Origin of the sequence: Micromonospora sp. NPDC005206 (genome assembly GCF_040608175.1) — a bacterium.
Classification (GTDB): Bacteria; Actinomycetota; Actinomycetes; order Mycobacteriales; family Micromonosporaceae; genus Micromonospora.
Genome location: NZ_JBEXHU010000010.1, coordinates 170,952 through 189,675, shown reverse-complemented (window position 1 = coordinate 189,675; position 18,724 = coordinate 170,952). Strand labels below are relative to the sequence as shown.

Genomic DNA, 18,724 nt, shown 5'->3' with positions numbered 1-18,724 from the left:
TCGGCCGAGGGGCCGGCATGAGGTCGGTGAGCGTTATACCGCAGAGTCATATCTATACCTGGGAGTCATAACGCTCCTGCGGGACCGACCGACCGACGCCCTGCCCTGGCGGTCGAGGTGCCGGTGAGGGACGCCGCAATGGGCGACACCCCCGGCAAGGGGATCCGCCGGGGGTGTCGTGGGTGGTGGGTCAGTCGTCGCGGTGGTCGGTCCACCACTGCTGCCCGCCCTCGGGCAGGGTGTCGATCGGGTCGTAGTAGGCGTAGCGCTTGTTGAGCGCCTCCAGGTCGGCCGACTCGATGGAGGTGCGGTAGTTCTTGGTCCAGTAGGAGATGCCGCGGTCACGGTCGTAGTCGGTGAGCATGTGCACCCACCGCTTGCCGACGAAGGGGACGTCGCAGACGATCCGCGGGGTGGCGTAGCCGGGCAGGTAGCCCATGATGTCGTGCTGGAGCTGCTGGGCGTGCCAGACCGGCACCCGCCAGTGTTCGGCGTTGGGGATCATGTCGCACATGTAGAAGTAGTACGGCAAAATGCCCGCCTCTCCCTGCAGGGCGAAGCAGAGGTCCAGCAGGTCGGGGGTGGTGGCGTTCACCCCGCGCATGAGCACGCCCTGGTTGCGCACGTCGCGGACGCCGACGTCGAGGGCGGTCTGGGCGGCCTTGGCGACCAGCGGGGTGAGCGACTGGGCGTGGTTGACGTGGGTGTGGATGGCGAGGTTCACGCCCCGGCGGGCGGCGGTGCGCGCGACGCGCTCGAGGCCCTCGACGACGTCGGGCTGCAGCCAGTGCTGGGGCAGGCCCATGAGGGCCTTGGTGGCGAGCCGGATGTCGCGGACCGTCTCCAGCTCCAGCAGGCGCATCAGGTACGACTCGAGGTTGCGCCACGGCACGTTGGCCACGTCACCACCGGAGACGACGACGTCGCGGACGCCGGGGTGCGCCTTGAGGTAGCTGATGTGGGCGTCGTAGCGCTCGACGGGCTTGAGGGTGAGTTTGAGCTTGTCGACGGCGGGGGTGGAGTTGCCGACGAGGTCCATCCGGGTGCAGTGCCCGCAGTACTGGGGGCAGGTGGACAGCAGCTCGGCGAGGACCTTGGTGGGGTAGCGATGGGTGAGCCCCTCGGCGACCCACATGTCGTGCTCGTGCAGCGAGTCGCGGCTGGCGTACGGGTGCGACGGCCAGTCGGTGCGTCGGTCGGAGGCGACCGGGATCATGTAGCGGCGGATGGGGTCGGCGAGCAGCGCCTCGGTGGTGAGGGGCGCGAACGGCACCATCGTGTTGATCATCTGGGGCGGCACCAGCATCGACATGGTGGCCAGGGCCTTCTGGTCGGCCTCGAGGTCGGCGTAGAAGCTCTCGTCGATGAGGTCGCCGAAGACGGTCCGCAGCTGCTTGATGTTCTTGACGCAGTTGACGCGCTGCCACTGGGCGGATTCCCACTGGTCTCGGGTGACGTGGCGCCAGCCGGGGAAGCGGGTCCAGTCGGGCTCGACCAGGGGCTGGCGGCGGTATTCGTACGGCTGCCCGGCGGTCGGTACGGCGACCGGGGCGTGACGGGGTTGAGCGATGGTCTCAACCGGTTGCGTCTGGGTCACGGCCCCTCCTCAGTGCTGCGGCTGATCAACGAAACCCGAAGGCTACTGGAAAATATCCGGTACAGAAACTAGTCTGCCGTAAGTTTTCCCGTTACGCGATCCCCCGACCGGGGCTTCGGGCGGATGGACAGGGGGAGGTCGGCGTGACGTCACCGGTGGGACTGCACCGCGTCGTGGAACCGGCGGGGGTGCTGCCGCAGGCGGCCTGGCGGTTGGACGCGTCCGCCGCGATCGCCCCGAACGAGGTGCGGATCCGGGTGCAGCGGCTGAACCTGGACGCGGCGAGCTTCCGGCAGTTGTCGGAGAAGCACGGCGGGAACGGCGACGCGGTCCGCGCCGAGGTCCTGGAGATCATTTCCACCCGGGGGAAGATGCAGAACCCGGTGACCGGGTCCGGCGGGATGCTGATCGGCACGGTCGAGGAGGCCGGCCGGCGCTCCCCGCTGGGCCTCAAGCCGGGCGAGCGGGTCGCCACCCTGGTGTCGCTGACCCTGACCCCGCTGGTGGTGACCGACGGGCTGGCCCGCTGGGACGGGCGCAGCGAGCAGGTGCCCTGCGACGGCTGGGCGATCCTGTTCGCCCGCTCCATCGCCGCGGTGCTGCCGGACGATGAGGACCCGCAGCTGTCCCTGGCGGTGCTGGACGTGTGCGGGGCGCCCGCGCTGACCGCGCGGGTGGTGTCGCGCTACGTCGAGGACCGGCACCGTGCGGGCGACCCGACGCCGGTGCGCGTCGCGGTGATCGGCGGCGCGGGCAAGAGCGGGTCGCTGTCGCTGGCCGCGGCGCGGCGGGCGGGCGCCGCGCGTACCGTCGGGGTGGTGCCGGTGGCGGCGGAGCGCGACGCGCTGACGGCCGCCGGCCTGGCCTCGGTGGTGGCGATGGCCGACGCCCGGGACCCGGTGGCGCTGTCCACGGCGGTGACCACCGCGCTGGGCAGCCCGGCGGACGTCACCGTGGTCTGCGTGGACGTGCCGGGCTGCGAGCACGGGGCGGTGCTGGCCACCGCCGACGGCGGCACGGTGATCTTCTTCTCGATGGCGACGAGCTTCTCCGCCGCGGCGCTGGGCGCCGAGGGGCTGGCCGCGGACGTGACGATGCTGGTGGGCAACGGGTACGTGCCGGGGCACGCGGAGCTGGCGTTGGGGCTGCTGCGCGCCGAGCCGGGGGTGCGTCGGCTGTTCGCGGCGCGGGTCGCGGCAGACTGAGGTCATGACGAACCCCTCGACCCTGTACCGCGGCGGCGTGCTGCACTGTCCCGCCGACCCGAGCGCGACGGCGCTGCTGGTCTCCGGTGGGCGGATCGCCTGGCTGGGGACCGACCGTGACGCGCCGCCCGCCGACCGGGTGGTGGACCTCGACGGCGCGTTGGTGACGCCGGCGTTCGTCGACGCGCACGTGCACGCCACGGACACCGGGTTGACGTTGTCCGGGCTGGAGTTGTCCGGGGTGCGCTCGGCGGCTGAACTGCTGGACGCGGTGGCCGCGTTCGCGGCCGGCCAGCCGGCGGACGCGGTGGTGCTGGGGCACGGCTGGGACGAGTCGGGCTGGCCGGACCCGACGCTGCCGGACGCGGCGGCGCTGCACCGGGCGGCGGGCGGCCGGCGGGTGTACCTGTCGCAGGCGTCCATCCACTCGGCGTTGGTGTCGACGGCGCTGCTGGCGGCGTGCCCGCAGGCGGCGGCCGAGGCCGGGTACGACGCGTCGGGGTGGTTGCGTCGTGACGCGCATCACGTGGTGCGGGCGGCCGCGCAGGGATCGGTCAGTCGGGCGCAGCGGGTCGCCGCGCAGCGGGTGGCGCTCGCGCACGCGGCGTCGCTGGGCATCGCCGCGGTGCACGAGTGCGGCGGACCGGACATCTCCGACGAGGAGGACTTCACCGGCCTGCTGGGCATCTCCGGCGCGGGGTTGCCGGAGGTGTACGGGTACTGGGGTGAGCTGGGTGGCGCGGCGCGGGCCCGGGAGCTCGGCGCGGTGGGCGCCGGCGGGGACCTGTTCGCCGACGGGGCGTTGGGTTCGCGTACGGCGCACGTGTCGCAGCCGTACGGCGACGGCGACGGCTGCGGGCACGGGTACCTGTCGGCCGAGCAGGTGCGCGACCACCTGCTGGACTGCGCGGCGCACGGCATGCAGGGCGGGTTCCACGCGATCGGTGACGCGGCGATCGGCACGGTGCTGGAGGGCTTCGCGGCGGCGGCGCGGACGCTGGGCGTGGAGCGGCTGCGCGCCGCCCGGCACCGCATCGAGCACGCGGAGATCATGAACAAGCGGATGATCGCCGGTTTCGTGGAGTACGGGGTCGTGGCGAGCATGCAGCCGGCGTTCGACCGGCTGTGGGGTGGCGCGGGCCGGATGTACGAGTCGCGGCTGGGTCTGGACCGGTCGTTGGAGTCCAACCCGATGGGCGCGATGCACGGGGTGGGGGTGGCGCTGGCGTTCGGGTCGGATTCGCCGGTGACGCCGCTGGACCCGTGGGGGTCGGTGCGGGCGGCGGCGGCGCACCACAACCCGGCGCAGCGGATGAGCGTGCGGGCGGCGTTCGCCGCGCACACCCGCGGCGGGTGGCGGGCGGTGCACCTGGACGTCGAGGGGGTCCTCGCGCTGGGCGCGCCGGCGACGTTCGCGGTGTGGTCGACGCCGGCCGGCGCGCAGCGGGGCCTGCCGGTGCTGCTGGCCGAGGACCCGGAGCTGCGGGGTCCGGACGACCCGACGCCGCTGCCGGTGTGCCGAAGCCTGGTGCTGCGCGGTGAGGTCATCTATCAGGAAGGGTCGTCGTGACCGGGAAGCTTGATCTAGATCCGGCGTTGGTGGCCAGGGCGCGGGAGTTGGCGCGCCGGGCCGGGCAGCCGGTGGTGGACCTGGCGCGCAGCCACACCACCGTGTCCGTGGAGCGGGCGGTGCTGCGCCTGGCCGGGGTGACCGGCGCCGACCCGGACGGCATTCCGTGGGTGAACCGGCTCGTCGACGCCGTCGTCGCGGACGTGGGGCTGGGCCACGGCGTGGCCGTGCCGGTGTTCGACGCCCTCGCGCGTGAGGGCGTCACGGACGTGACGCTGCTGGCGCAGAAGGCCGCCGCCGGTTCGGTGCGCTTCACCGTGCCCACCGGGCGGGCCGCCACGGCCGCCCGGTCGGCGGCGCGCAGGGCCGTCGGCGCGGGCATCCGCCGTATCGACCGGCGGCGCGCCGAACGCGACCGTCTCGTCAAGCGGCACGGGGACCCGGCGCAGCGGCCGTGGATCTACCTGATCGTGGCGACCGGGGACATCTACGAGGACATCCCGCAGGCGCAGGCCGCGGCCCGCGCGGGCGCGGACGTCATCGCGGTGATCCGCTCCACCGGGCAGTCGCTGCTGGACTACGTGCCCGAGGGCGCGACCCGGGAGGGTTTCGCCGGCACGTACGCCACGCAGGAGAACTTCCGGCTGATGCGCGCGGCGCTGGACGAGTCGTCGAAGGAGTTGGGCCGCTACGTGCGGCTGACCAACTACGCGTCCGGGCTGTGCATGCCGGAGATGGCGACCCTCGCCGGGTTGGAACGCCTCGACATGATGCTGAACGACTCGATGTACGGAATCCTGTTCCGCGACATCAACCCGATCCGCACCTTCGTCGACCAGCGGTTCTCCCGGCAGGTCCACGCCCGCGCCGGCATCATCATCAACACCGGTGAGGACAACTACCTGACCACCGCCGACGCCGTCGACGAGGCGCACACGGTGACCGTGTCGCAGCTGCTCAACGAGTTCTTCGCCCACGAGGCGGGGCTGGCGGACTGGCAGCTGGGCCTGGGCCACGCGTTCGAGATCAACCCGGAGGTGCCGGAGTCGTTCCGGTTGGAGCTGGCGCACGCGCTGCTGGCCCGCGAGCTGTTCCCGGACGCCCCGCTCAAGTGGATGCCGCCGACCAAGCACATGACCGGCGACGTGTTCCGGGGCAACCTGCTCGACGGGTTCTTCAACCTGGCGGGCGCGCTGACCGGTCAGGGCATCCTGCTGGTGGGGATGATGACCGAGGCCGTGGTGACGCCGTGGCTGTCCGACCGGGACATCGCCCTGCAGAACGTGCGGTACGTGCTGGGCGCGGCCGGTGGACTGCACGAGGACTTCGTGCCCGCGCCGGGCGGGTTCATCCGGCGGCGCGCCAACCAGGTCCTCGGTGAGGCGCTGGACCTGCTGGAGCGCATCGGGGAGCAGACGCTGCTGACCGCGATCGCCGAGGGCACGTTCGGGATCATGAAGCGGCCCGCGGACCGCGGCAAGGGCCTCGCCGGGGTCGCCGCGCACGAGGCCGACTACTGCAACCCGGCCACCGACATCCTGGAGGCGGCGGCGTGAGCAAGCAGATCGTGCGGCCGTACGGGGACACCACCGGCGACGGGATGGTGCAGGTGTCGTTCACCCTGCCGGTGTCACATGACAAGCGGGCCGAGGGCGCGGCGGTGCAGCTGGCCAACCGGATGGGCATCGACCCGGCGATGGTGGTGCACGCCAAGCCGATGGGCGACGGGTTCACCTTCTTCGTCGTCTACGGGCGGGTGAACCACCTGGTCGACCTGGACGCGGTGCAGGTGGTGGAGCGGGACTTCGCGCTGCTGTCGGCCAAGGAGGTCAACACGGTGGTCAAGCAGCGGCTGCGGCGCAAGCTGTCCGTGGTCGGCGCGTGCATCGGCACCGACGCGCACACCGTGGGCATCGACGCGATCCTCAACGTCAAGGGCATCGCGGGGGAGAAGGGCCTGGAGTACTACCGGGAGCTCAAGGTCACCAACCTGGGCGCGCAGGTCAGCGTGCCCGAGCTGGTGGAGGCCGCCCGGGCGGAGAAGGCCGACGCGGTGCTCGTGTCGCAGGTCGTCACCCAACGCGACGCGCACCTGCACAACACCCGGGAGATGTCCGCGGCGTTCCGTGAGGCGATGCCCGCCGGGCGGCGGCCGCTGCTGATCGTCGGCGGCCCCCGGTTCGACGAGACGATGACCGACGAGTTGGGCGTGGACCGGATCTTCGGTCGGGGCACCACGCCCGGCGAGGTGGCCAGCTACCTCGTGCACGCCCTGATCACCCAGCGGAAGGCGACGGCATGACGGACTCCAGGCTCGGGTTGACGGTGACGCACCGGCGGTACGTGCCGTACTCGCACGCCCACTACGCCGGCAACCTCGTCGACGGGGCGTACGCCCTCGGACTGTTCGGCGACGTCGCCACGGAGGTGTGCATCCGCACCGACGGCGACGAGGGCCTGTTCGCCGGGTACTCCGATGTGCGGTTCCTCGCGCCGATTCGCGCCGGTGACGTCGTCGAGGTGAGGGCGCAGGTGTCCAGGGTGGGCAGCCGCAGCCGCACCCTGGAGCTGAGCTGCGCGGTGGTGTGCCGGGGCCGACCGGACCGCTCCGAGTCCGCCGCCGAGGTCCTCGACCCGCCGATCGTGGCGGTCACCGCGACCGGCACCGTGGTCGTTCCCGCCGCGCCGTGACCCTGGCGGTCTGCGCGGACGTCGGCTCCACGTACACCAAGGCGGCCGTGGTGGACCTGGCCGCCGGCGTGCTGGTGGGCGCTGCCGCGGCGCCCACCACGGTGGGCAGCGACGTGCTGCACGGCCTGGACGCCGCGGTCGCGGCGGCCACCGCCGGGCTCGGCGCGCGAAACGTCCCGTGGTACGTGTGCTCGTCGGCGGGCGGTGGGCTGCGGCTGGCCGTGATCGGCTACGAGCCGCTGGTCACCGCGCAGGCGGGCCGGCGGGTCGGGTTGTCCGCCGGCGCGCACGTGGTGCACGTGGCGGCCGGGCGGCTCGGCGCGGCGGACCTGGCGGCGCTGCGGGCCGCCCGCCCGGACGTGGTGCTGCTGGTCGGCGGCACCGACGGCGGTGACACCGACACGATCACCCACAACGCCACCCGGCTGGCCCGGGCCCGCTGGCGGGTGCCGGTGGTGCTCGCCGGCAACGGCGACGTACGCGCGGAGCTGACCGGGCTGCTGGAGTCCGCCGGGGTGCCGGTGACGGCGGCGCAGAACGTGCTGCCCCGCATCGGGGTGCTCGCCCCCGCGTCGGCGCGGGCGGCGATCCGCGCGGTGTTCCTGCGCCACGTCATCGGCGGCAAGCGGCTGTCGCGGGGCACCCGGTTCGCCCGGCTGGTGCGCGCGGCCACCCCCGACGCGGTCCTCACCGGCGTGGAGGTGCTCGCCGACACCATCGGCGGGGACCTCGCCGTGGTCGACGTGGGCGGGGCCACCACCGACGTGTACTCGGTGCTCACCCCCGATGAACGGGCCACCGGGCCGGGCCGGGAGGTCGCCGGCAGCCTGTGGCGGGCCCGCACCGTGGAGGGGGACCTGGGCATGCGGTGGAGCGCCCCCGGTGTCGTCCGCGCCGCCGCCGGCGAGCGGCTCCTGGCCCCGGGTGAACAGGACGACCTGGCGGCGGCCGCGGCGCTGCGCGCCGCCGACCCGGCGTTCCTGGCCGCCGACGACGCCGAGCGGGCCGTGGACGCCCGGATCGCCACCCTCGCGGCGACGGTGGCGCTGCGCCGGCACGCCCGCGGCGCCTCCACCGGCGAACGCGCCGGCCGGGACCTGCGCGACGTTCGGCTGATGGTGGGCTCCGGCGGGGTGCTGCGGCACGCGCCGGCGCACACGGCGGGGCAGGTGCTGGCGGCGGTGCTCGGCGACCACGCCGGGGGATGGGCGCTGCCGCGCGCCGCCCGGCCGGTGGTGGACACCGACTACGTGCTGGCCGCCGGTGGGCTCCTCGCCGAGGAGCACCGGGCGGCCTCGGGGGCGCTGCTGCGCCACCATCTGACCACGCATTGAGACACGCCGACCCGACACGCCGTGGTGCAGCACACGACAGGCCGGGGGTGGGTTGACAGGGGGCGGGGTGCAACACGTACCGTCTTTGAGTCCTACCACGGGAAGCGGCTGTTGTTCGCTTCGTCCCTTCGTCCGCTGGCCGAGCGACAGTTTCAGCGTCATCGTCGCGGCGGCCAGGTCCAGCGGGCGGGGGTCGGCGGGGCGGCGCGAACCGGTCGCGGTTACCGGTGTACGGGCAGGGTGAGGTGCACGGCCAGTAGACAACGGCCCGGCGGGGGCAGCCAGTCCGCGTCCGGTCGGTCCGAAGGTCGGCGTGCCTCGTCCTCGCCGCACCGGCCGGGGAGGGCCTGGGAGCATCGGGGCGCGGCGCGAGCCGCGCCCCGATTTCATGTCCGCCGGGTGGTTCGTCCCCGGCGGCCCGATGCGGCCGACACACCCGCCGGCCAGGTAGCCTTCGCCCCGTGATCGAGGAACCGCGGTGACGACCCTGGACCGGGACGAGACGCGCGCCCCGGCGGCGCCGCCCCCGCCGGTCGTCGTCGGCCGCCCGCTGCCGCTGAAGGCCGCCGCGCCGATGGCCGTGGCCGCCGGGCTGGCCCTGCTGGTCGCGTTCCCGCCGTACGGGCTGTGGCCGCTCGCGCCCGTCGGGGTGGCGTTGCTGGCCGCCGCGGCGCACCGGCGCCGGTTGCGCGCCGGCGCCGGCCTGGGCTTCCTCACCGGGGTGGCGCTGTTCGCGCCGCTGCTGGCCTGGACGAACCTGCACACCGGCTACCTGCCGTGGGTGCTGCTGTCGCTGTTGCAGGCCGGCTACCTGGCGCTGCTCGGCGCCGCCACCGCCTGGGTGTCGCCGCTGGCCGACCGCAGCCGGTGGGCGTGGCCGGCGCTGACCGGGCTGCTCTGGGTGGGGCAGGAGGCGCTGCGCGACCGCACCCCGTTCGGGGGGTTCCCGTGGGGGCGCCTCGCGTTCAGCCAGGACTCCTCGCCGCTGCTGCGCCTGGCCGCGCTGGGCGGCGCGCCACTGGTCACCTTCGCGGTGGCCCTCATCGGTGGGCTGCTCGTCACCGCCGCGTGGCGGGGCTTCACCGCGCTCCGGGAGACAGCCCCGGGCGGCACGCCCGCGCGGCGCTGGCAGCCGGTGGCCGTACCGGCCGCCGCCGCCGTGGCGCTGGGCGCGGCGGGTCTGCTGGTGCCGGTCGCGTCCGCCGGATCGGGTGCCCCGGTGACCGTGGCGATCGTTCAGGGCAACGTGCCACGCCTGGGGTTGGACTTCAACGCCCAGCGGCAGGCGGTGCTGAACAACCACGTCGACGCCACCCTGGAGCTGGCCGCGCGGGTCGCCGCCGGCACGCAGCGCCAACCCGACCTGGTGGTGTGGCCGGAGAACTCCAGCGACATCGACCCGCTGCGCAACCCCACCGCCGGGGCCCGCATCGCCCAGGCCGCCGACACGATCCGCGCGCCCATCCTGGTCGGCGCGGTGCTGCTCGGCCCCGGCCCCGGCGAGGTCCGCAACGCGGGCATCCTGTGGCGGCCCGACACCGGCGCGGACCTGAGCCAGCTCTACACCAAGCGGCACCCCGTGCCGTTCGCCGAGTACGTGCCGCTGCGCGACGTCGCCCGGATGGTCAGCAAGCAGGTCGACCTGATCCGCAACGACTTCGTTCCCGGCAGCACCCCGGGCGTGGTACGCGCCGGCCCGGCGGTGCTCGGCGACGTGATCTGCTTCGAGGTCGCCTACGACGAGGTGGTCCGCGACACCGTCACCGGCGGCGCGCAACTGCTGGTGGTGCAGACCAACAACGCCACCTTCGACGTGGCCGAGGCCCGCCAGCAGCTGGCCATGGTGCGCCTGCGGGCGGTGGAGCACGGCCGTCCGGCGTTGATGGCCTCCACGGTCGGGGTGTCCGGGTTCGTCTCCCCCGATGGGCGGGTAAGCAACGCCACCGGGTTCAACACCCGGGAGGTCGTGGTGCGGGAGATGCGGCTCGACGACGGGCGCACCCTCGCCACCCGGCTCGGCTGGTGGCCGGAGTTGGCGCTCGCCGGGCTGGCCGCGGCCGCCCTGCTCGGCGCGGCGGTGCTGCGCCGACGGCAACGGGTCCTGGCCGGATAGCAACAGCCGGTACGCCGGCGGGAGCGGAGGCACCGTGATCCAGGCGACCGACACCATCCGACGTCCCGACGAGGTACCCGGCGTGGGCCGGGTGCTGGTGGTGATCCCCACCTACAACGAGGCCGACAACATCGCCGCGATCGTGGCCCGGGTCCGCCGGGCCGCCCCGGCGGTGCAGATCCTGATCGCCGACGACAACAGCCCCGACGGCACCGGCGCCATCGCCGACGCCCTCGCCGACTCCGACGCGCACGTGCAGGTCCTGCACCGCGAGGGCAAGCAGGGCCTCGGGGCGGCGTACCTGGCCGGGTTCGACTGGGCGCGCGAGCGCGGCTACCAGGCGGTGGTCGAGATGGACGCCGACGGCTCGCACGCCCCGGAGGACCTGCCGGCGCTGCTGCGGGCCGCCCTCGACGCGGACGTGGTGATCGGGTCGCGGTGGACCAACGGCGCGCGGGTGGTGAACTGGCCGCTGCGGCGGCTGCTGCTGTCGCGCTTCGGCAACCTGTACGCGCGCCTCGCGCTGGGCATGCCGGTCTCCGACGCGACCGGCGGCTACCGGGTGTACCGGGTCAGCGCGCTGGACGCCATCGACCTGGAGTCGGTGTGCTCACAGGGCTACTCGTTCCAGGTGGAGCTGTCCCGGCTCGCGCACCAGGCCGGGGTGCGGATCGTGGAGGTGCCGATCACCTTCGCCGAACGGGAGCGCGGGGACAGCAAGATGAGCCCGCGGATCGTTGCCGAGGCGCTGTGGCGGATCACCACGTGGGGGGTGCAGGACCGCCGGCAGGCGGTGCGTCGGGGCCTGCACGGCACCCCCACCGGTCAGGTGCGGTGGCCGTGAGCGCGGCCGTGTCATGCTGGATGGGCGGGACACGTTTCCGGTGTCGCGGGATGGCGATGAGGTGAGATGCGCCGAGGACTGAGGTTCGTACCGTTGGCCCTGTTGCTGGCGGTGGTGGTGGAGCTTGCGGTGTTCGTCCTGGTGGGGCGGGCGCTCGGGTTCGGTGCGGCGGTGCTGCTGGTGTTCGCGGCCTCGCTGCTCGGGCTGGCGCTGCTGCGCCGCGAGGGGATGCGCGCCTGGCGTGGCTTCCGCTCCGCCGCCTCGTCCGGGCAGCCGCCGGGGCGGCAGGTGACCGACGGGCTCGTCGGGTTGGGCGGTGCGCTGCTGCTGGCGGTGCCCGGTCTGGTCAGCGGGCTGGTGGGGTTGCTGCTGCTCGTGCCGCCGGTGCGGCGACTGGCCCGATCCGGGGTGCAACGCACCGCCGAGCGGCGGGTGTCGTCGATGGTCGCCGGTGACCTGTTCGGGCCGCGTACGGTGCGCGTGCGCCAGGGTGCGCCGCAACCGACACCGCGTCCGCAGACGGAGCAGCCGGTGGTGGTCGACGGCGGCCGGGCCATCGAGGGCGAGATCATCGAGCCTGGCCGCAACTGACCGCGCACGACAACACGACGGCGCCCTCGGGATTTTCCCGGGGGCGCCGTGTCGTGCGGGTTGCGGCTCAGGCGCGGCCGCGGCGGGTCCGAACCTCCTGGAGCCGTTCGGCGAGGATGTCCTCGAGCTCGGCGATCGAGCGCCGCTCCAGCAGCATGTCCCAGTGGGTACGCGGCGGCTTGGCCTTCTTCTGCTCCGGCTCGGTGCCGTCGACGAGTCGAGCGACGCTGCCGTCGAACTTGCACTCCCAGGTCGTCGGGACCTCGGCGTCGACGGCGAACGGCACCTCGAACTGGTGGCCCTTGGCGCAGAGGTACTCGCGGGTCTGGCGCGGCGCGAGCTCCGTGTTGCGGTCGGATTCATAGCTGACCGCGCCCAGGCGGCTTCCGCGCAGCATACGCTCGCCCATGATCGACTTCCCCTCGTTCGTGGTGCTGGTCTTCTGGGTGTAACGGTGGGTTCCCGTCGAGCCATTCCCGCCCGAGGGCGTGAGGCGTCCACGGGTGGGCCGGGACCAAGGGTAGCCGGCCGGGACGGTCACCCGGCCAGGTGATCCCCGGCCGGGTCGGAACGGTGGAGTGTTTCGGCCGCCACCGGGGATGTTAACCGCCCGAGTGCTGCGGAGGTTGCGATGGCCCATGACGTCCCGGTCGAGCGTCGCGCCCCCACCGGGCGGACGTTCTTCGGTCATCCCCGGGCACTGGCCACCCTCTTCCTCACCGAGATGTGGGAGCGGTTCAGCTTCTACGGCATGCGGGCGATCCTCGTGCTGTACCTCACGGCCGAGGCCGCCGACGACGGGCTGGGCCTGAGCGAGTCCGGCGCCAACGCCGTCTACGGCACGTACAACGCGATGGTGTACCTGATGGCGCTGCCCGGCGGCTGGGTGGCGGACCGCCTGATCGGTGCCCGGCGCAGCGTGCTGTGGGGCGGGGTGGTGATCGCCGCCGGGCACTACGTGATGGCGGTGCCCACGCGGTGGAGCGTCTTCGCCGGGATGACCCTCATCGTCCTGGGCACCGGCCTGCTGAAACCCAACATCTCCACCATGGTCGGCGCCCTGTACGACCGGGATTCGCCGCGCCGCGACGCCGGCTTCTCGATCTTCTACATGGGCATCAACCTGGGCGCGTTCATCGCCCCACTGATCACCGGCCTGCTCGGCGAGAAGATCAACTGGCATCTGGGGTTCGCCGTCGCCGCGATCGGGATGACCTTCGGCGTGATCCAGTACGTGCTGGGCCGGCGCAACCTGGGCGACGCCGGGGACCGCCCCGCCGACCCGCTGCTGGGCGCCGACCGCCGCCGGGCGCTCACCCGCGCCGGCGTGCTGGTCGCGGTGCTCCTCGTGCTCGTCGCAGTACTCGCGCTGGCCGGGCTGTTCACCGTCAACACGGTCGTGAACGCGCTCACCGCCGTCACCGTGCTGGTCACCATCGGCTACTTCACCCGGATCATGACCGACCGGGAACTGAGCGCGACCGAACGCAGCCGGATGAAGGCGTACCTGTGGCTGTTCGTGTTCGCCGCCGCGTTCTGGCTGATCTACGACCAGGCCGGGTCGGTGCTGAACCTCTTCGCGGCCGAGCGCACCGACCGGGACGTGGCCGGCTTCACGTTCCCGGCGTCCTGGCTCCAGTCGGTCAACCCCATCCTGGTCATCATCGGCGCACCGCTGTTCGCGCTGCTCTGGCTGCGGGTGGGCAACCGGGTGTCCACGCCGGTGAAGTTCGCCGTCGGCCTGGTGCTCAACGGCCTGTCGTTCGTGCTGATGGCCGCCGCCGCGCAGGCCGCCGTCGGCGGTGACCTGGTGTCTCCGTGGTGGCTGGTGGCGGTCTTCGCCGTCCAGGTCGCCGGTGAGCTGTCGCTGAGCCCGGTCGGCCTGTCCGCCACCACCAAGCTGGCGCCGGTGAAGTACGCCAGTCAGATGCTGGGGCTGTGGTTCCTCGCCACGGCCGTCGGCGACGCGATCGGTGGGCAGGTGGCGCGGCTCGCCGACACCTGGTCCGAGTCGACCTACTTCCTCACCTTCGGTCTGGCGTCGGTGGCGTTCGGCCTGGCCGCGGTGATGTTCGCCCGGCAGATCCGCGCCCTGATGGCCGGCATCCACTGACCGCCGCGTCAGCGGGTGCCGTCGTCGGGCGTGGCGGCGCCGAGCCGCGCCAACGCCAGGGCCAGGTCGCTGACCTGGTCGCCGAGCTGCGCCACCCGCCGCTGGGCCAGGTCACGGTCGGTCTCGGCGGCCTCCAGCCGTACCGTCAGGGCGGTGAGCCGGCCCTCGGCGGTGGCCGCGGCCTGCCGGGTGGCGGCCAGTTCGGCGGCGAGCGTGTCGCGCTGGGCGGCGGTGGCGGTCAGCTCCGCGCGTAGCCGCGCGGCCAGCTCGGCGGCCTCCTGCCGGGCGTTGTCGGCCTCGCGCGCGTCGGCCTGCGCGCGGTCGCGGGCCCGGTCGGCCTGCTCCCGGGCGCGGGCCGCGTCGGCGGCCTCCGTGCGGGTGCGGGCGGCGTCCGCGCGGGCCTGGTCGATCTGGCGCCGTACGTCCTGCACCTCGGCCTGCCACCGCCCGGCCCGCTCGGTCGCCTCGGCGGCGGCCCGGGTGGCCCGTTCGGCGTCCGCGCGCAGCGCGTCGCGCTCGACGGTCAGGTCGGCCACCCGCTGCCGCTCGGTGTCGCGGTCAGCGCGCAGGTCGCGCAGCTCGTGGCGGGCCTGATCACGGTCTCGCTCGGCCTGGGCCCGCAGGGCCTCGGCGGCGCTGGCGTCGTGCCGGGCCTCGTCGCGGGCGGCCTCGGCGCGCTGGGCGCGCTCGTCGGCCGCGGTGGCCTGCTGAGCGGCCCGCTCGGCGCGCTGGCGGGCTTCCTCGGCGGCGGCCACCGCCTCGCGGGCCTGCTCGCGGGAGCGCGCCGCGTCGGCCGCCGCGTCCTCGGCGTCACCGCGGGCCTCGTCGCGTTCGGTCTGCGCGGCCGCGATCTCGGTGGCGGCCTCGGCGCGGGCCTGGGCGAGCTGCCGCTGCACACCCACCGGGGACAGCTCGGCGTGCAGCGCCTCGGTCAACGTCTCGACGACCTGGTCGAGGCGGTCCACCGCCTCCCACGTGCGGGCCACCTGACCCGGCAGGCCGGGGGCGTTGCGGTGGCGCATCCGGCTGTTGCGGGAGGCGCGCTGGCAGGCGCCGTCGTTGTCCCGGCAGTAGCGGAACGGCCGGCCCGCGCCGACACGTTGCGGCACCGGCCGTCCACAGTGGGCACACGGACGGGTCTCGGCGGGGGCGGGCTGGGCGTCCATCGAGCGCGAAGTCTAGTGCCGGACGCCGGGCCGCGTCGCCGCGCCGTCAGCTGGCCGCGCGGGCGGTCGCGTCCAGGGTGTAGCGGCGTTGCAGCAGCAGCGCCGCGAGCATCGCCACCGCGGGCAGTAGCCCGAAGCCCCAGCGGACCGCCGCGAGCGCCGCGTCCGGCTGGACCGGCGTGTCACCGGCCGTCGAGGCCACGAACCCGCCGACGGTCAGGCACAGGGCGTACGCGTACGGGCCCAGGGCCGCGCCGGTGGCCTCGGTGGCCGTCCACACCCCGGTGTAGGTGCCCGCGCCGGTCGTGCCGGAAGCGCGGATCACGTCGGGCAGCATCGAGAACGGCAGCAGCTGCATGCCGGCGAACGCCACCCCGAGCACCGCCACCGCCCCGATCAGCACCGGCAGGCCGGCCGGTCGGCCCACCGCCAGCACCAGCGAGCCGACCGCGAACGCGCCCTGCGCGCCGAGCAGCGCCCGCTGCTTGCCGACGCGCCGGGCCGCCACCAGCCAGGCCGGAGTGACCAGCAGCGCCGGCGCGACAAACGCCGCCACCAGCACCGTGGTCAGGCCGGGTGCGCGCAGCTCGTACTCGGCGTAGTAGGGCACCCCGGCCAGCACCAGATGGGTGGTGGTGGACATGGCCAGGTAGGCGGCGACCAGCCAGCGGAACTGCGCATCGCGCAGCGCGGTGCGCAGCGCCCGCCACCCGCCGTGCCCGGCGGGACCGGTGGCCGCCGCCGAGCCGCGCAGCCGGGCGATGCCGGCGACGCCCACCAGCATGGCGGCCAGCATCCCCACGGCCAGGACCACGCCCATCCGCTGGTAGCCGGCGCGGGTCGCGTCGTCGCCGCCGGTGAGCAGCGGGGCCAGCAGCCCGGAGACGAGGATGCCCAAGGTCAGCACGACCATCCGGAACGCCATCAGCCGGGTGCGTTCGTGATACCCGATCCGCAGATCGGCCGGGGTGGCCAGGTAGGGGACCTGGTAGGTGGCGAAGAGCAGGTTGCCGGCGACGAAGAACACCGCCACCCACGCGGCGGCCGGTGCGCCCGTCAGCCCGCCCGGCACCGCGAAAAGCGCGGCGAACGCGAGCGGCAGGGCGCAGCCGAGCAGCAGCAGCCGTCGCCGGTCGCCCCTGCGGGTCTGCTCGACGTCGGCGCGGTGCCCGACCCACGGGTGCAGCAGCACGTCGGCGACCTTCGGCAGCAGCAGCGCGAGGCCGGCCAGCCACGGCGCGACGGCCAGCACGTCGGTGAGGAAGTAGAGCAGCAGCAGGCCGGGCACGGTCACCCAGACACCCATGCCGAGCGAGCCGGCGGCGAAGCCGGCCAGCGGGCCTCGGGGCAGCATCGCTTCCGTGGCGGCAGCGGGCCGCCGGTCGAGCCCGGTCATCGCCGCATCCTCTCCGCAATCCAACGGTTGCTGAATTCTAGGGGCAGAATGGCGGCCATGACCATGCCCCGACGCCGTCCGGGTCGGCCCCGCCGCGACGAGAGCCGGCCGACCCGCGAGGTGGTGCTCACCGCGGCCACCGCGCTGTTCGCCGAGCGCGGCTTCGACGCCGTCGGGCTGCGGGAGGTCGCCGCCGCCGCCGGCGTCGACGTCGCCACGGTCGCCCACCACACGGGTACGAAGACCGCGCTCTACGACGCCTGCTTCGCCCGGGTCTTCGCCGCCGAGCGGGACGTGCTGACCGAGGCCGCCGCGCAGGCCCGCTCGGCTCTCGACGCGGGGCCGGACGCGGCGCGACGCGCCCTGCACGACCTGGTCGACGTGTTCGTCGACTTCCTGGAGGACCGCCCGGAGACCACCGCGCTGTGGCTGCGTCGCTGGCTGGAACCGCAGCGGCACGCCGAGCTCGACCAGCGCTACGCCGAGCCGCTGTACCGGTTGGTGGCGGAGCTGCTCACCGCCGCGGCGGCGACCGGCGCGCTGGTCGAACCGACCCCGCACATCACCGTACGGAGCCTGGTCTGGGCCGCGCACGGGCACGTGGTGGCGCTGGCCGCGGGTGCGCCGGGCGCCCGGGAGCGGCGCGAGTTCCGAGTGTTCGTGCACCGCCTCCTGCACGGCCTGTACGGACCGCCGGGCCCTTGACGGGCCGGCTGCTCACGACAATTATCCATCAGACGTTGGATTAAGTGGGGGCAGCGATGGGCGTACCACCCAGGGCGGCGGTGATCGGCGCCGGCGCGGCCGGGCTCGCCGCGGTCAAGGCACTGCTCGACGCCGGCGTGCCGACGGTCTGCTTCGAGGCCACCGACCAGGTCGGCGGCCTCTGGGTGTACGGGGCGCCGGACTCGCCCGCGTACCGGACGCTGCACCTGAACACCAGCCGCGGCCGCACCCAGTTCGCCGACCACCCGATGCCCACCGACTGGCCCGACTACCCCGACCACCGACGGATCGCCGGCTACCTCGCCGACTACGCCGACCGTTTCGGGCTACGGGACACCATCCGCCTGCGCCACACCGTCGAGCAGGTCACCCAGGATCCCGCCGGCACCTGGACCGTCCGAGCGAACGGACCGGACGGGCCGGTCGAGGTCACCGTCGAGGCCGTGGTCGTCGCCAACGGCCACAACCGGGCGCCCCGGCTGCCTGACCCGCCGTACCCCGGCACCTGCACCGCCGAGCAGCTGCACAGCCACGACTACCGGGGCCCGGAACAGCTGGCCGGCAAGCGGGTCCTGGTCGTCGGGGGCGGCAACTCCGCGATGGACATCGCGGTGGACGCCTCCTACGCGTCCACCCGCACCCTGCTGTCGCTGCGCCGGGGCGTCTGGGTGGTGCCGAAGTACCTGCTGGGCCGCCCCTCGGACACCCTCAACGGGGCGCTGGCCCGCCGGCTGCCGTGGCGACTGCGCCAACGCATCAGCCAGGCGATGCTCAGCACCACCGTCGGCGGTCCCGCCCGCTACGGGCTGCCCGCGCCGACCCACGGCTTCCTGCAGGACCACCCGACGCTCTCCGACGGGCTGCTGTCCCGGCTGACCCATGGCGACATCGAGGCCCGACCCGGCGTCGCCGCCCTGCACGGCGACCGGGTCGAGTTCACCGACGGCCGCGCCGACAGCGTCGATCTGGTCATCTGGTGCACCGGCTACCGGGTGGAGATCCCGTTCCTCGACCCGGCGTTGCTCAGCGGGGGCGCGGACACCCTGCCGCTGTACCGGCACGTGTTTCACCCCGACGCTCCCGGCCTGACCTTCGTGGGGCTGATGCAGTCCACCGGGTCGGCGTTCCCGCTGGTGGAGGCGCAGGCCAAGCTGATCGCGGCGCAGCTCGCCGGCCGGTACGCGCTACCGGACCCGGACCGGCAGCGGGCCGTCTGCCGGGCCGAGCTGCGGGCCGCGACCGCCCGCTGGGGCCAGCGCCGCCCGGCGATGCGGGTCGACTTCGACGCCTACCTGGCCGAGCTGACCCGGGAGCTGACCGTCGGCGCCCGCCGCCGCCCCCGCGCGGGCACGCCGGTCGGAGCGGGGCAGTGAGGGGC

General features: G+C 74.2%; 16 protein-coding genes. 12 read left to right on the top strand and 4 right to left on the bottom strand.

The window, feature by feature from the left end; genetic code table 11:
- Window positions 1–190: 190 nt before the first annotated feature.
- Entirely contained in the window at window positions 191–1,597 is a 1,407-nt protein-coding gene (locus tag ABZU69_RS17135) for a lysine 2,3-aminomutase (RefSeq protein WP_354965291.1), read from the bottom strand.
- A 155-nt stretch (window positions 1,598–1,752) separates the two neighbouring features.
- Here ABZU69_RS17135 and ABZU69_RS17130 point away from each other — a divergent pair, with 155 nt between their 5' ends.
- The 9 genes from ABZU69_RS17130 to ABZU69_RS17090 all read left to right on the top strand — a co-directional run bounded on the left by ABZU69_RS17130 (window position 1,753) and on the right by ABZU69_RS17090 (window position 11,945).
- Window positions 1,753–2,802, top strand: a complete 1,050-nt coding sequence (locus ABZU69_RS17130; RefSeq protein WP_354965393.1) for a zinc-binding alcohol dehydrogenase — start codon at window positions 1,753–1,755, stop codon at window positions 2,800–2,802.
- A gap of 4 nt (window positions 2,803–2,806) precedes the next feature.
- Window positions 2,807–4,372, top strand: a complete 1,566-nt coding sequence (locus ABZU69_RS17125; RefSeq protein WP_354965290.1) for an amidohydrolase family protein — start codon at window positions 2,807–2,809, stop codon at window positions 4,370–4,372.
- On the top strand, window positions 4,369–5,928 hold the full coding sequence (locus tag ABZU69_RS17120) for a lysine 5,6-aminomutase subunit alpha (protein WP_354965289.1): 1,560 nt from the start codon (window positions 4,369–4,371) through the stop codon (window positions 5,926–5,928). Before ABZU69_RS17125 ends, ABZU69_RS17120 begins: the two co-directional genes overlap by 4 nt.
- Complete coding sequence (locus tag ABZU69_RS17115; RefSeq protein WP_354965288.1) at window positions 5,925–6,674, top strand: OAM dimerization domain-containing protein; 750 nt, start codon at window positions 5,925–5,927, stop codon at window positions 6,672–6,674. The genes ABZU69_RS17120 and ABZU69_RS17115 overlap by 4 nt, the downstream gene beginning before the upstream one ends.
- Complete coding sequence (locus tag ABZU69_RS17110) at window positions 6,671–7,063, top strand: hotdog domain-containing protein (RefSeq protein ID WP_354965287.1); 393 nt, start codon at window positions 6,671–6,673, stop codon at window positions 7,061–7,063. The genes ABZU69_RS17115 and ABZU69_RS17110 overlap by 4 nt, the downstream gene beginning before the upstream one ends.
- Window positions 7,060–8,397 carry a glutamate mutase L gene (locus ABZU69_RS17105; RefSeq protein WP_354965286.1) on the top strand — a complete coding sequence of 446 codons (1,338 nt, stop codon included), beginning with the start codon at window positions 7,060–7,062 and terminating at the stop codon, window positions 8,395–8,397. The genes ABZU69_RS17110 and ABZU69_RS17105 overlap by 4 nt, the downstream gene beginning before the upstream one ends.
- A gap of 574 nt (window positions 8,398–8,971) precedes the next feature.
- Window positions 8,972–10,510, top strand: coding sequence for an apolipoprotein N-acyltransferase (lnt, locus tag ABZU69_RS17100; RefSeq protein ID WP_354965392.1), 1,539 nt, complete (start codon window positions 8,972–8,974; stop codon window positions 10,508–10,510).
- A 34-nt stretch (window positions 10,511–10,544) separates the two neighbouring features.
- The gene (locus ABZU69_RS17095) at window positions 10,545–11,354 is read left to right on the top strand and encodes a polyprenol monophosphomannose synthase (protein ID WP_354965285.1); all 810 of its coding nucleotides are present in this window, start codon (window positions 10,545–10,547) and stop codon (window positions 11,352–11,354) included.
- Between the two features lie 66 nt (window positions 11,355–11,420).
- A complete protein-coding gene (locus ABZU69_RS17090; RefSeq protein WP_354965284.1) occupies window positions 11,421–11,945 on the top strand; it encodes an FxsA family protein in 525 nt (174 codons plus the stop codon).
- Window positions 11,946–12,012: 67 nt separating this feature from the next.
- Here ABZU69_RS17090 and ABZU69_RS17085 read toward each other — a convergent pair whose 3' ends face one another.
- Entirely contained in the window at window positions 12,013–12,354 is a 342-nt protein-coding gene (locus ABZU69_RS17085; protein ID WP_007070998.1) for an RNA polymerase-binding protein RbpA, read from the bottom strand.
- Window positions 12,355–12,576: 222 nt separating this feature from the next.
- On the opposite strand from ABZU69_RS17085, the gene ABZU69_RS17080 reads away from it, so the two are divergent.
- Window positions 12,577–14,058 carry a peptide MFS transporter gene (locus ABZU69_RS17080; RefSeq protein ID WP_354965283.1) on the top strand — a complete coding sequence of 494 codons (1,482 nt, stop codon included), beginning with the start codon at window positions 12,577–12,579 and terminating at the stop codon, window positions 14,056–14,058.
- 8 nt (window positions 14,059–14,066) lie between these two features.
- Here the strand turns inward: ABZU69_RS17080 and ABZU69_RS17075 are convergent, their stop codons facing one another.
- Both ABZU69_RS17075 and ABZU69_RS17070 read right to left on the bottom strand, forming a co-directional pair.
- The gene (locus tag ABZU69_RS17075; protein ID WP_354965282.1) at window positions 14,067–15,224 is read right to left on the bottom strand and encodes a hypothetical protein; all 1,158 of its coding nucleotides are present in this window, start codon (window positions 15,222–15,224) and stop codon (window positions 14,067–14,069) included.
- A 46-nt stretch (window positions 15,225–15,270) separates the two neighbouring features.
- On the bottom strand, window positions 15,271–16,620 hold the full coding sequence (locus tag ABZU69_RS17070) for an MFS transporter (RefSeq protein WP_354965281.1): 1,350 nt from the start codon (window positions 16,618–16,620) through the stop codon (window positions 15,271–15,273).
- A gap of 57 nt (window positions 16,621–16,677) precedes the next feature.
- On the opposite strand from ABZU69_RS17070, the gene ABZU69_RS17065 reads away from it, so the two are divergent.
- Together ABZU69_RS17065 and ABZU69_RS17060 are read left to right on the top strand one after the other, a co-directional pair.
- Window positions 16,678–17,325 (top strand): TetR/AcrR family transcriptional regulator, encoded by a 648-nt coding sequence (locus ABZU69_RS17065; RefSeq protein ID WP_354965280.1) that lies wholly within the window; start codon window positions 16,678–16,680, stop codon window positions 17,323–17,325.
- A 56-nt stretch (window positions 17,326–17,381) separates the two neighbouring features.
- A complete protein-coding gene (locus ABZU69_RS17060) occupies window positions 17,382–18,719 on the top strand; it encodes an NAD(P)-binding domain-containing protein (RefSeq protein ID WP_354965279.1) in 1,338 nt (445 codons plus the stop codon).
- The last annotated feature ends 5 nt before the right edge of the window (window positions 18,720–18,724 follow it).